At 40.5% G+C, this 13712-nt stretch carries 15 protein-coding genes; 14 read left to right on the forward strand and 1 reads right to left on the reverse strand.

Annotation, left to right across the window (positions count from 1 at the left end; translation table 11 throughout):
• Window positions 1-104: 104 nt before the first annotated feature.
• The gene (gene ilvD, locus H6G92_RS26695; protein WP_190897706.1) at window positions 105-1796 is read right to left on the reverse strand and encodes a dihydroxy-acid dehydratase; all 1692 of its coding nucleotides are present in this window, start codon (window positions 1794-1796) and stop codon (window positions 105-107) included.
• A gap of 105 nt (window positions 1797-1901) precedes the next feature.
• On the opposite strand from ilvD, the gene H6G92_RS26700 reads away from it, so the two are divergent.
• The 14 genes from H6G92_RS26700 (at window position 1902) to H6G92_RS26765 (ending at window position 13700) form a co-directional block, all read left to right on the forward strand.
• Window positions 1902-2786 (forward strand): LysR family transcriptional regulator, encoded by an 885-nt coding sequence (locus H6G92_RS26700; protein WP_190897713.1) that lies wholly within the window; start codon window positions 1902-1904, stop codon window positions 2784-2786.
• Between the two features lie 79 nt (window positions 2787-2865).
• Window positions 2866-5586, forward strand: coding sequence for a DEAD/DEAH box helicase (locus H6G92_RS26705; protein WP_190897719.1), 2721 nt, complete (start codon window positions 2866-2868; stop codon window positions 5584-5586).
• 101 nt (window positions 5587-5687) lie between these two features.
• Window positions 5688-6434, forward strand: a complete 747-nt coding sequence (locus tag H6G92_RS26710; RefSeq protein ID WP_190897726.1) for a hypothetical protein — start codon at window positions 5688-5690, stop codon at window positions 6432-6434.
• 28 nt (window positions 6435-6462) lie between these two features.
• Entirely contained in the window at window positions 6463-6681 is a 219-nt protein-coding gene (locus H6G92_RS26715) for a hypothetical protein (protein ID WP_185580033.1), read from the forward strand.
• Window positions 6682-6754: 73 nt separating this feature from the next.
• Window positions 6755-7753 carry a bifunctional DNA primase/polymerase gene (locus tag H6G92_RS26720; protein WP_190897740.1) on the forward strand — a complete coding sequence of 333 codons (999 nt, stop codon included), beginning with the start codon at window positions 6755-6757 and terminating at the stop codon, window positions 7751-7753.
• A 2-nt stretch (window positions 7754-7755) separates the two neighbouring features.
• Entirely contained in the window at window positions 7756-8250 is a 495-nt protein-coding gene (locus tag H6G92_RS26725) for a hypothetical protein (protein WP_190897744.1), read from the forward strand.
• Window positions 8251-8255: 5 nt separating this feature from the next.
• Window positions 8256-8678, forward strand: coding sequence for a hypothetical protein (locus H6G92_RS26730; RefSeq protein WP_190897749.1), 423 nt, complete (start codon window positions 8256-8258; stop codon window positions 8676-8678).
• 43 nt (window positions 8679-8721) lie between these two features.
• The gene (locus H6G92_RS26735; RefSeq protein ID WP_190897753.1) at window positions 8722-9450 is read left to right on the forward strand and encodes a hypothetical protein; all 729 of its coding nucleotides are present in this window, start codon (window positions 8722-8724) and stop codon (window positions 9448-9450) included.
• Window positions 9447-10169 (forward strand): prokaryotic E2 ligase family D protein, encoded by a 723-nt coding sequence (locus H6G92_RS26740; RefSeq protein WP_190897758.1) that lies wholly within the window; start codon window positions 9447-9449, stop codon window positions 10167-10169. The genes H6G92_RS26735 and H6G92_RS26740 overlap by 4 nt, the downstream gene beginning before the upstream one ends.
• A 2-nt stretch (window positions 10170-10171) precedes the next feature.
• A complete protein-coding gene (locus H6G92_RS26745; RefSeq protein ID WP_190897763.1) occupies window positions 10172-10768 on the forward strand; it encodes a Mov34/MPN/PAD-1 family protein in 597 nt (198 codons plus the stop codon).
• The gene (locus tag H6G92_RS26750) at window positions 10756-11595 is read left to right on the forward strand and encodes a ThiF family adenylyltransferase (RefSeq protein WP_190897765.1); all 840 of its coding nucleotides are present in this window, start codon (window positions 10756-10758) and stop codon (window positions 11593-11595) included. The genes H6G92_RS26745 and H6G92_RS26750 overlap by 13 nt, the downstream gene beginning before the upstream one ends.
• Before the next feature lie 62 nt (window positions 11596-11657).
• Window positions 11658-12341, forward strand: coding sequence for a hypothetical protein (locus H6G92_RS26755; protein WP_190897767.1), 684 nt, complete (start codon window positions 11658-11660; stop codon window positions 12339-12341).
• Complete coding sequence (locus H6G92_RS26760; protein WP_190897771.1) at window positions 12338-12688, forward strand: hypothetical protein; 351 nt, start codon at window positions 12338-12340, stop codon at window positions 12686-12688. Before H6G92_RS26755 ends, H6G92_RS26760 begins: the two co-directional genes overlap by 4 nt.
• Window positions 12648-13700, forward strand: coding sequence for an SAM-dependent DNA methyltransferase (locus H6G92_RS26765; protein WP_242059319.1), 1053 nt, complete (start codon window positions 12648-12650; stop codon window positions 13698-13700). Before H6G92_RS26760 ends, H6G92_RS26765 begins: the two co-directional genes overlap by 41 nt.
• Window positions 13701-13712 lie beyond the last annotated feature (12 nt).

Raw genomic sequence — 13712 nt, forward strand, 5'->3', positions numbered from 1 at the left:
GCGCTGAATCTAGCCTGAAGTAGAGAGTCAGGAGGCATCTTTATTCTGGCTTCTGACTCCTCAAAACTTTAAAAGTGAAACTTAAATGGCTATTGGCTTAATAACTAGTTATTGAACAAATCTAAATCTGTCACAGCCCCAAGACTGCTAGAAGATACTAATTTGGCATATTTCGCCAACACGCCTTTAGTGTAACGTGGAGCGGGGGGCTGCCAGTTGGCACGACGACGAGCCAATTGTTCTTCAGGTATATTCAACTGCAATAAACGAGCGGGTGCATCAATCGTAATACTATCGCCTTCTTCTACAAGAGCGATCGCACCACCAACTGCTGCTTCAGGAGCAACATGACCAACCACCATACCGTAAGTACCGCCAGAAAAGCGCCCGTCGGTAATTAATCCCACCGCATCACCCAATCCAGCCCCGATAATTGCTGAGGTGGGAGCCAACATTTCCCGCATTCCAGGGCCACCCTTGGGCCCTTCGTAGCGGATGACGAGAATATCACCAGGTTGAATTTTACCCGCTAAAATTGCATCTAAAGAAGCTTCTTCCGATTCAAACACTCGTGCAGGCCCGGTAATCACTGGTTTTTTCACCCCAGTAATTTTGGCGACAGCCCCTTCTGTTGCCAAATTACCTCTAAGAACGGCTAAATGTCCTTGGGCATACATTGGGTTATTCCAAGGACGAATCACATCTTGATTGGCGGATGGTTCTGCTGGGATGTCTGCTAATATCTCTGCAATGGTTTGTCCGCTAATGGTCAGGCTATCACCATGCAATAAGCCATGCACGAGTAGCATCTTCATGACTTGCGGAATGCCACCAGCTTTGTGCAAATCTGTAGCAACATATTTACCACTTGGTTTTAAATTACACAAAACGGGAACACGGGCGCGGATAGTTTCAAAGTCGTCTAGGGTTAACTCTACATTAGCAGCGCGAGCGATCGCTAAGAAATGCAATACAGCATTGGTCGAACCACCCACTGCCATAATCACAGAGATAGCATTCTCGATAGATTTGCGAGTGATAATTTGGCTGGGTAAGATTTGTTTTTTGATGGCTTCGACTAACGCATAAGCCGATTTTTCCGTGCTATCAGCTTTTTCGGCATCTTCGGCTGCCATTGTTGAGGAATAGGGCAAACTCATTCCCATCGCTTCAAATGCTGAAGACATGGTGTTAGCTGTGAACATTCCTCCACAAGAACCAGCGCCAGGACAAGCGCGACTTTCGACTTCTAATAATTCCTTTTCGTCAATTTTTCCAGCGCTATATTGACCTACTGCTTCAAAAGAACTGACTACGGTTAAATCGCGTCCGTTGTAGTGACCGGGTTTTATTGTGCCACCGTAAACGAATATTGCAGGGATATTCATCCGAGCGATCGCTAGCATTGCCCCTGGCATATTTTTATCACAGCCGCCGATAGCTAGCACACCATCCATACTTTGCCCAGTACAGGCGGTTTCGATGGAATCGGCGATGACTTCCCGCGATACTAGGGAATATTTCATCCCTTCTGTTCCCATTGAAATCCCATCACTGATGGTAATTGTGCCAAACATTTGTGGCATTGCCCCAGCGGTTTTTATCCCAGCCTCTGCTATGAGCGCCAGTTGATTTATCCCCATATTACAGGGGGTGATGGTGCTGTAACCGTTGGCTATACCGACAATGGCTTTGTTGAAATCTTCATCTTTAAAACCAACTGCCCGCAGCATAGCTCGATTTGGCGATCGCTGTACCCCTTGCGTTACAACTTGGCTTCTTAAGTTCTCCGACATAGTTACATCATCCTCTGACTTCCATGTATGAGTATCATAGATAGCAATTTTTGATATGTCCAATATATATTTATAAGTATTTGAGACTTATAAAATATCAAAACTATGGAACTGCGACACCTGCGCTACTTCATTGCTGTAGCTGAAGAACTGCACTTTAGTAAAGCCGCAGAGCGACTTCACATCGCTCAACCGCCCTTAAGCCAGCAAATTCAGCAGCTAGAAGCAGAATTAGGGGTGGAACTTTTTCAACGCAAAACCAAACGACAGGTGCAGCTAACGGAAGCTGGACAAGTATTTTTGCAAGAAGCTTATCAATTGTTCGCTCAACTGTCCAAGGCAATTGATCTGACTCAAAGGACAGGTAGGGGTGAGAAAGGACAACTACGAATAGGTTTCACCAGCTTGGTAACTTACGATTTGCTGCCTGTGATTTTGCGGCGGTTTCGAGAACAGTTTCCAGAGGTGGAGTTAGTATTGCAGGAATTAACGACAACTCAGCAAGAACAAGCGCTATTCAATCACCGCATCCATGTAGGTTTTGCCCATCCACCTTTAGAAGACAACACTCTCAATCAAGAATGCATTCAGCAAGAAGTTTTAATTGTGGCTATGTTGGAAACTCATTTCTTAGCTAGACAAGAAAATATTTCAGTGCGCGAGCTAAAAGACGAAAATTTTATTATGTTCCCCCGCCATTTGGGCCCCGGACTTTACGATCAAATCCTGAGTCTCTGTCAGCAAGGAAATTTCAGCCCCAAAGTGACTCAAGAAGCAATCCAAATGCAGACAATTATCGGGCTAGTGTCAGCAGGAATGGGGATTGCGATCGTACCGTCTTCTTTGCAAAATCTTCAAAGGGCTGGTGTAGTTTATCGCACTTTAGAAGAAAAAACACCATTAGTAGAAACGGCTGTAGTGTGGCGACAAGAGGATATGACACCTGTTTTACGGGAGTTTCTACAAATTGTCAGAAGTATCTGTGGTTAATTAGTCAGTTATGGCAATAACAAAAACCACTACTTTTGACTAACGCCTACCTGCTAAAACAGCAAGTAGGTAACTTTTTATGACCCAGCTTGAATGGTTACAAGCAAATAAACAGGTTTATTCTAAAGAACATGGTGTTATCCATATCGCCGCCATCATCGAGAAAAATCTTTACTTCAAAAAGGGAAGTGTAAATCAAATTATTTTTGACTGGGAGCAGGAGGTAAATAGCGGTAATTTATTACCTCTTAATCAAGCACCAACAGGTAAAAGTATTCTGTACCAAGAAATAGCAGCTATTCTTGATGGCTCAGGAAAACTACAAAATTGTGATGTAATTCCGGCTCAAGAAGCTAAACTTTGTCCCATACCAGATGATATTCACCCTCTAGTTAAACTTGCCTTAAATAAGTCAGGAATTACACAACTATATTCTCATCAAGTCGAAGCATGGGAGGCTTACAAAAAAGGGGAAGATATCATTCTCCAAACTCCTACCAGTAGTGGTAAAAGTATCTCCTTTTTAATTCCAATCGTTCACGAGTGCCTAAAAGGTAAATCAGCTTTAGTATTTTTTAACTTGAAAGCACTTGCATTTGATCAGGTAGAGAAAATTCGCTCGTTTGTTAGCCACTTAGATGAAGAAATTCGCCCCCAAATTATCAATATCAATGGTGATATTCCTCCCCAGGAGCGCAAACAACTTTACAGCCATCAACCCTCAATTTTATGCGTGACACCCGATGTATGGAACCACGAACTAAACAACTATCAGTTTGATTCAAACTGGGGATTTAGGGAAACAATCAGAAAAATTTCAATCATCGTCTGTGATGAAGCGCATTTCTATCAAGGCATATTTGGCTCACACTTTGCCCTACTTAATCGGCGAACTCAATTAATGATAGAATCTGCTGGCAATAATATTTCTAAATTACAGTACATCTTTGCTTCTGCAACAATTAGTAACAGCAGCGAAATTGCCCAGAAGATATCCAATCGAGTAGAACAAAGCAACCTTGCTATTATCGACCAAAGTGGGGCAAAACGCTCGGAGATTACTTTCCTTAGCCTCAAAGCACGAAACAATACTCTTTACCAAACTGCCCAAGTTGCAGCCATGCTTGTAAGTAAAGGAATAGTCGGGATTTGTTTCTGCGATAGTAGAGAACTGGTAAAGGTTTTAACTAATGCCATTCGTAAAGCTTTAGTGGAGATGCAACTGCCTCACTTGGGAGAAAGCATCTCAGCATTTTATGGCAGCATGAAGGCAAATCAGCGGAACAAAATTATTGCAGATATACAGGGCGGTAAGGTCAAGTTCATTATATCCACGAGTGCTTTAGAAGCGGGTCTGGATATAGGGTCTATCGATGCAACTATCGTACATAGTTACCCAGGCTCAATTCTTGCCTTTCGCCAAAGGGCAGGACGTGCAGGCAGACAGGAAGCAGGGCTATTGGTGTTTATCCCATCGAAAAGGTCGATTATGGATTCTTACTACGCCAATCACCCGGAACGCCTCTTATCTGATCCTCCAGAAATTATCAACTTTAACCACAATTATGAAACAATTTTGGAGCAGCACATTCTCGCCTGTTGCAAAGAAAGTAAACCGACACAAGCTCAAATTGCTCGACATTTTGGTACTTCTGGCGATGCGATTGCACGACAGCTAATCGGTAATAATCAACTGATTTTCAGTTATAACCAAAGACTGACAACTAATCGAAACCTTGGTTATGTCTACTCAAAAATTAAATTCAGAGGTAACACTGACCAAAACATCAGTTATATCAATCAAGATAGCGCGGAAGAGTTTGAGGAAAGTTCGGCATCATCTGCGCTACGAGAAGTTTACCCTGGTGCTATATATCTTGCTCAAGACTTTGACGGCAACCCCGTACAGTATAAATCACAAGAGCTAAATTTAACCGAAGGTAAAGCAATTCTCAAGCCAATTGAGGCAACTAACTTATTTAGTCGTCCCGAAGGAAACCTAAATTTCGAGGAAATCAAAATTGCAGGGGAAGCCAAAATTATCAATCTTTCCCAAGGGGCAGCTAGATTTACACCTGTTTCAGCCAAAATCAAAGAAGAAATTTACGGGTACAACTTGTACAGGCTGGAACAAAAATGGACTTGCACTAATAACAGATGTCGCAACTTCAATTTAAATTTACCCGGACACATACAAACTTGTCCTGCTTGCAATACCCAACTTATTGAACGAGAATTTGTCGAACTCTTGGAGGAAAATAAATACAAGGAAGCATTTGCTCTTAACTACAATACATTCTGCGTTAGGGTTGAAATTAACGCTGATGCCAGAAAATATTTTTCAGCCGTCGTCAAAAATCTCCGAAAAGAGATACTCAACAAACAGAAATATATTTACAATGAAGAGAAACAACTATTTGAAAGCAATGAAACTCAGATTTGCGTTCATACTCTCGCGCACCAACTCATGCTCAGTTTACCACTTGTCGAACATGGAGCAAACAGTCGAGATATCGATTTCATGTTAATCGAAGTACCATCAAATCATAACATAGTAGGCTATTTCTTCGATACATGCGAACACGGTACAGGTATGTGCGATACTCTCATCAAGTATTTAGAAATTGCTTTTATGAAGGCAAAGTTTCTAGTAGATAATTGCCCTTGCAAATACGGTTGCTCATCTTGTACAACAATTCAACGCTGCCCTGATGATAACAAAGCACTGTTTAAATCAGTTGGGCTATCTCTACTGGAGGAAATAATCAATCCGACACAAACAAGAACCATTAATCAATAATTAAGATTATCCTACCCAAGATGGGTAGGATTACTTTTTCAGTAAGGAAACCACATACATCGCTTACGCACAAGATTTATGAAAATTTGTGAGAATAAGCAATGTACATCGAACTATTAGCGGATTCAAGTCAAAACCCTAAACGGTTTCAAATTCTCCATGCACCAACATATCTCCTCCTAGAAACAGATTTTAAGTTAGGAGATTTTGTTGAGTCTAATAGCATCGATTTTATTATCAATCATGCTGTCAATCTAGGATATGAAGTAAAAATATCCCATCCAAAAGAGCAAGAAAATGATAAATATCCTCTTCCAAAAATCAGCGATGAACTTACTGATTTAATGATTACTTATCCATCAGACTTAAAAATGCGAACTAATGGAATGGTTTTTGAACAAAGGGCATATTTAATGTCTAAAGTTTACGATGAAGTGTGCCAAAATCTCGAATCAAAAGCTCTCTTAAAAGAAGCCGAGTATTGGCTAATAAATTATGCACGAGAGGTAATTTCCAAACAATGCCATTACTTACCAGATATTCTGATTAAATTAGATAACCCGGTTATTAGAGCAATGGCAATAGATACACTTATGCTCTGGCAGCCAGACTGGAAAAAGGCTATCTCCCAATATGCAGGAAGCAGATTTGAAGCTGGTAATAATGAGTTTGAAGTTATCAGCTACTATCACAATCAAGAAAAGAAGAGTAAGGACGGGATAATGGTACTGTGCAAGGTAACAAAAACTATGAATAATTATCTGGAATTTCCTAAATTTCCATTGAATACAAACTGTACTCTTGGAACTTATCAAGTCGAAAATGCCCTGAACAAAAGGTTGGCTTAAAACGAAATCATAAGCTGAAATATCACTCATGAGCGACCAACAAATCAATTATTTAATAACAGGCATTTGCACCTTTCATTGGAATGCTGACTTTCATAAATTCTGTGAAGTCTGCAACTTTGATCCCAATCATGCTTACTCAAAGGAGAAATGGCAGCAGTGGCAACAATTTGTATCTGGCATAAAGGCGTTTGACCAAAATACCCTTGCCAAGCTAGTTGAAGCGGGCCATCAGTTAGCACCGTAATCATAATATCAAACCACCACAGTCACTAACGCAGCTGTGCATGAATTATCGAAATAATTAGCCACATGAATTCATGCACGCCCAAATCCGTCATTTGGTATCTTCGCTTGACAACTTACCCGAAGAATGGCGAATCGTCCCTACCTTTGGTAAACGTCCTCTAGGGAAAGAATGGGAAAAAAATACTTACTCTCCCAGAGAACTACAAGCCGAACTCGTCCGCCGCCGCCTAAAAGTTTGGACAAATAACAGATTGATCACCCCCACTGGTGTAGCTTTGGTATGCGGTTCCAATCATCCTCAAGGGTATTTAGTAGCTATTGACTGCGACGGGGAAACCTCCTGGCGACAAATTATTCAGATTAACGAACATACAGAATCAGAAGAACTTAACCAGATAATACCCGTCAAAGCAACCGATACTCCTATGGAGTCATTGTGCGATCGCGCTCAAAAATACCTTCCTCCCACAATTGCATTTACCTCTGGAAGGAAATATCGGAGCCAGCGCTTATACCTCATCCCAAATTCAAAAGCTTGGGAAGTAAAATCTCGCAAAATCAAAACTGGGAAGGATGAACATCTGGAGTTTCGAGGCAAAAATCTAGCTTCAATCCTTCCACCTTCCTTTCACCCAGAAGGCAGAAATTACAGATGGCTTCCTGGCTGTAGTCCATCTGAGCGTCAAATAGAAATAGCCCCCGACTGGGTAATTGCCCAAATGCTTGCCAAACAGGAGAAAGCAAGAAAGTTTAACCTACCCCAAGAAAAATATAACCGCAGATATAGGGTAGACAGATACGCTCATTTAATTCCCTCAATCGAGACAAATATCCAGACTGCACTTGTACTAATTGAAGTCATCCACCCTAGATTTGCAGATGATTACCACTCGTGGATTCAAGTCGGAATGGCACTTCATAGTGTTAGTCCCATTTTATTTAAAGCATGGGACACTTGGAGCCAACTTTCTCCTAAGTACAAATCAGGCGAATGCGCCTACAAATGGCAGTCTTTTAACAAGACAGGTATTACTATCCGCACCTTATTTAGATTAGCCAATCTCTCTTAATCATGAGCAGTCAAATATCACCTGACGAGAATGTAACTAACCTTGAAGACAGTTATAGCAGTAAAGATTTTAATCCTGATATCCAGGAGAATAGCGATTTAGAAGAAACATTAGATGAATTAGTAAACACTGAAGTCATAAACCAAAATTCGTCTACCGAGATAGATTTAGGCAATTCTGACACAATAACCACCTTAATAACCATTCAACTAATACCAAATTCTGAAACAGTAATTGTCTCAATCGGAATCAAAGGCGCACCTCCAATTATTAAGATAATTAATCTGACTGAGATAACATCTCATCCTGTCATCAATAACTTGCTACAGGATTTAGAAAAATCTCTCCCAGAGATGTTAGATATCTGCAAGCAAAGGATGGAAAAGCAGACTATACATCAGAATAGACAGGAACAATCAAGACAAGTACAAAAGCGCAACCTGTCTGAAGATAAAGAGAAAACACCCGCGCCTAACAACCAACTGTCACTATTTTAATTACCATGAAGTACATTGCGATTATCGAAGGACAAGAAATTCCTCTTGATGAGGCGATCGCCCAAGATGACAACACTCTCAAAACAGCCATTAGCGTCTACTTTCCAGAATATGCTAATGCCGAAATTGAACGGCAAACAACCGATAATACGGTTTCAATTCGTTTGGTAAAAAAAGCAGGTACTAAGGGAAGTCAATTCAGAGAATTGAAAAATAGTTCTGAAGAAATAAATCCTGCACTAAAGTTAGGGTGGCAGATAAAGCTTCTGGAGATAAAAAATCAAATTAGTCTCGAAAATTTAATTACCCTACAACCTGAGATAGAAAAAGCTATCAAGCTCGGTCAAAATTGGGAAACCTACATCGAAAAAGTAACTCGAAGCCTTAAGCATCAACCTGCTGCCACGAGTAAATATCCCGTACTGTAATAACAAATTTATAGCCGCTATGAGTTATGGCGGCTGATTAATTATGCTTGCGAACATACAATTATTCAAAATACCCATTACTTGTTTAACAGCAATTATCTACCTAGAAAATCTCTCCGAACGAGTAAATCTCTTAAGCCTGTATCAAAAAATCTTCCCAGAACAATGGCTAGAATCAACCATTCATATTGATAAACAATCACATCCAGCAAGTGCCTATCTCGATAGAGAAATTGAATTTATTCAACTGGTGAATGATCATCTATTCCCAATAGAATATATCGATGAGATTGAGTTGAGTTCCGAACATAATAGTATTCCTGTCTCACCACAAAAAGTTGAATGGTGGTATGAAGATTTCGAGGAACTAGAATACTCAGAAAAATTCCTCCTCTCGTTGATGGGGCAAGGGTACAATATAAGCCAATGGGAACTAAATTTTGGTTTTACTCCTGATCACATTGCTTTAGCAGAAGAAATTTACTTCGAGACACTTGTCAAGCTATGCCGTCGTTATAAAAGTCCTCTTCAGTATTTAGATACAGCCATACGAATTATAGATCACTCAACTGAAAATATCTGGCTAGATGTTACGTGTGAAACAAGCGATTGGCTGGAATGGACTTATGAGAATATCATATTTCTCGGTCAAAAGTGGAAAGAAGCCGTCTCTATGATGGAAAAATCAAATAAGCTTACCCACTTGCTAGAAACATCTCTTCCTGCTCGGAAAGCAGCAGTCAAAATTTGGAATAAAGCATCAAAATCATGAATGTAGATACAAACATATTACCAATAATTAACTTAGAACATATCTCTCAAATTCTGCTTGGGAATATTCCCCAAGATGATTTAATAGCGCAGTTAGTTATCCTCAAAGGACAGTTTATTTTAGTCGAACACGAAGGCAAAAAATCTAAGTACAAATTTCTTTCCCCTGAAGCAGTAGAGAAAGCCTTCACAAGTAAAACTGCCGCATCTGGATGGCTTTCTAGCAACACGATTTGGTGGGGTAAAAATCCAGAAGGAGAGGCAATTATTCAGTTTTACTCTCCCCAAAAATATCAAATTCAAATTATGGGGCAGGAAACTAAAGTAATTACTATCCCCATGCCTGCATTCCTCTTTGCTGGATGCGGTAGTAAATATTACCTGTGGGCAGTTAAAGGGAGGGTATTTAAACCATACGCGCAACTGTACAAGCCACCTCTACCTAACGTTTGGGACGACTCTAGTATTTGCTTTGGGGGAAATTCTCTCGGTATGTGCAGTGCTGCAACTATAAGCCAAACTTGGGAGTTGTTCTGGAAATCACCCTTTAATAAGGACTTGTCCCAAGGCAAGTCAAAAACTCATCCCGACAACATCTGCAACCAGCTAATCAAATTGCACGAGTCTAAACCCAAATCCTACCCTTCAAGTGACCTTGTTTCCGTTCATAGCTGGAAAGTCACAACCCCAGAAGACATTATCAATCATTTGTTCAGTTAGCCATGAATCCCTTTATCGGTTATCACTTCGCTACAAGTAATAATTTTCCTCCCTACAGCCAAAAACTTCAGGAATACTGGCTGGCAGCAAATGGACTTTTCTTGCGATCGCACCGCCGCGAGTTAGAGGTTTGCTTGCAACTAACTCAAACTCAAGTTGCTGGACTCCAACCCCTTGAACCCTACTTTCGCCTGAAAGTCCCAAAAGTCCCAAGCCTTGTAATCACCGATATTATCAATGCTGCCAGTATCAACCCCCAACAGGAAATCCTATTCTATTTGGGAGTGACAAACTACCAATGGTGGTGTCACACGCCACTGCAAACTGCGTCTTCTACTCACGTCCTATCTTTAGAAAGCGCACTCGATAAAAGCTATACAGATGGATTAGTGGAAATACATAGTCATGGAACTCTAGCTGCTTACCCTTCAAGTGTGGACAATCAGGAAGAAAAAGGCAAATTTCGAGTGTTCGCGATCGTCGGCACACTCAATACCATTCCCACAATATACACCCGCATAGGGATATACAATCACTTTTTCGATATCAACCCCAATCAAATATTTGAACTGCCACCACAGGTAAAATGCTCGAATTAACTGCTTACCAACAAGCTTTACCCGTCTTACCTCGCAATCATACCCGTATCAACTTCGTTTTAGTGGGAGCAGGAGGAACAGGGGGGTTTCTTGCAGAAGACTTATGTCGAATTATCCTGCAACTTCAGCGCACGGGGAAAGAAATCAACTTTACGATCATCGATGGCGATACTGTCGAACTTAAGAATATCATCCGCCAAAATTATCAACAAGCTGAAATTGGGCTACCAAAGGTACAAACACTGGCTGCAAGATGCAGCGCCAAGTATGGAATTGAGATTACAGCCATTTGCGACTGGTTTGAAGAAGACATGATTCGCACCACCAATTCATGGAACACCCTAACAGTAATTATTGGTTGTGTAGATAACAGCGCCGCCAGGAGCAAAATTCACTCAGTTCTCAAACTGAACAGTGCAAATGAGCCAGCATCGCTATTTTGGCTGGATTGTGGAAACAGCAACCACTCCGGACAAGTAGTAGTTGGAACGCACTCTAATTTTGATATAGTCCAGGCTTCCAATAACCCAGACAAACCTAAATTTTGGTTACATCTTCCCTCCCCGGCGCTGGTTCACCCAGAACTGTTAGTTCCTCAACTGGAAGAACTCACAGCCAATAGCCTCTCATGTGCGGAAATTCAAACACGAAATTATCAGTCGCTATTTGTCAATAAAATGACGAGTGCGATCGCAGCCCAATACTTGCTAGAATTAACCCTCACCGGGGGTTTGAAAAAGTTCGCTAGTTATTTTGACCTCAAAGCAATGTCAACTCGAAGTTTATACGCAAGTATCGACAATCTGAAAAAATACTATATACCGTAGAGAAATCACCACAAATAGCTCACGCATATTTATCCCAAAAAACAAATTTGGGATAAATTTTTATGAATCGATTCAATCACAAAACACTTGAGCTAGCCGAACATCATCCAGAGTGTTTATCGACGAGAAATTATTCTAATCTCACTGTAAAAAGTGAATCCGAAGTTGCTGGAGGTCAGTTTCATCTCGTCATGCAACAAATTGGGTTAGGGCTACCAGTCGAACCTTTCTTAAAGGAATACCCCCAAATTAATAACTGGGTCGATAAGGTAAAACCTTTTCTAAACATCCTTGGAAACAAACAATGGAGCGCCCAAATTCAATATTTATATCACGATATCCTTCTCTATAGCGAGTGCGACCTCATTATATATGGTGAAAATCAAGTAGTTGGGTTTGACTGGACAATTCAAAAACCTCTTAAATTTGAAATTCTTGAGAGCAAGTGGCAAACCCAATTGAGATTATTTCTCCTTCACGAACGAACTGGAATGCCATTTGAACAAATTAGCCTAGTTTACTTGTTCATAAATACTGATAGTATCTACCAGTTTACTTACTCTGATAAGAAACATTTGGCTTTCAAAGAACGGCTAGAACAAACACTCGCTCCTTTTATAGGAGACAACAATGAAAATAAACATTTAGCCGCTCAAATAACTCCTCAAGAAGCACATGACAAATGGCTAGCAAGAGAAATATCAACTACGGAATATTTAGCAGCAATTCCTGAAGTGGAATTATGAATCCAACAGAATTAAATATCACCAAAATCGAACTCACTTCTAACGGTGGTTGGACGCTCAATATTCTCTCACGTCGAGTAGCAACTATTACTGATCCCTTGGGAAACCGAAAAACCAGCTATTTCGGGTTCGATAGCAAAGAACAAGCCGAAAAGTTTAGAGATTGGCTTCTCCGAAAAAACAAATGTAGTAGTGCAGTTATCCGTCACTCAGAACGATTAGCTACTGAATGGGAGGTAAAAACTTGGAATGTACCAACCTCCCTAATTCTTAAATGCGCCGTTAAAGATTTCAAGGAATCTAGCAATGCAACTATCTCTACTGAATCTGTCTTACAACGAGGATAACTCATCACTAGATATTTTCAATATTCCTAACTTAGAAAAAGCAGAATCTCTCCGTAATTTAGCCGCTTCCATGCAGTCAAGAATTGACCAAAAGAAAAATCCTGCTATTGGGAATCAAAGGGCAACAAAGCGCCGTAAAACCATCGCTCAAGGGATAATCCAAGAAGGAATTGAACTTGAGATTATTCAGTCTTGGCTATTTGCGATCGCACAAATGTGGGAAGTAGGAAATATCCCACCAATACTACGCGGTATATCTCGTAAATCACAGGTGGAAGTGCTATTTAGGATTTCTCAAAGTGGAGAAATTAGCCAGAAAGTCCAAGAAATACTAGAAGGCGAATATTACCAAGACTGGGTAAAATCTCTCAGTCGCGCCGGGTTAAATACATCAGGCGAAATCATATCAGCAATAACAAAAATTCAACAGGTAGTAAAACCTGAAGCAATTGATACTACCAAGCAACAACTTAATAAGCTTGAGTTAGAAATCATTGGCATGAAATCTGGAGATTTCTTTCCTACTCCTAAAGCAGTCTGTCAACGGCTTGTTCAACTGGCAGATATTGAACCAAATTGGCGAATTTTAGAGCCGAGCGCTGGTAGCGGAAATATTGCTGAGTATATCACTCAAACTTACCCAAATGTTCAATTAGAGGTAGTTGAGGTGAATTACAACCTACGACAAATTTTAGAACTCAAAGGATTTAATCTTGTAGGGAAAAACTTTCTGGAGTTTAACCCCAGTCATTTATACAATGCCTGTATCATGAATCCTCCATTTTGCGAACTTGTCGAGCATATCTATCAAGCTTGGAAGTTAGTTATATCAGGTGGTGTATTAGTTTCAGTCGTCCCTGAATCGGTTTTCTTCAACCGGAAGTATCAAAGCTTAAAAGAGTGGTCACAGAGCAATAATAGCTATGTCGAATTGGTAGATAAAGATGCCTTTTTGAGTTCAAACAACCCTACAAATGTAGCTACTAGAATCGTCAAAATAATTAAACCATAGTGTACTACAAGC

The sequence above is a fragment of the Nostoc foliaceum FACHB-393 genome, from assembly GCF_014698505.1.
Lineage (GTDB): Bacteria > Cyanobacteriota > Cyanobacteriia > Cyanobacteriales > Nostocaceae > Nostoc > Nostoc foliaceum_A.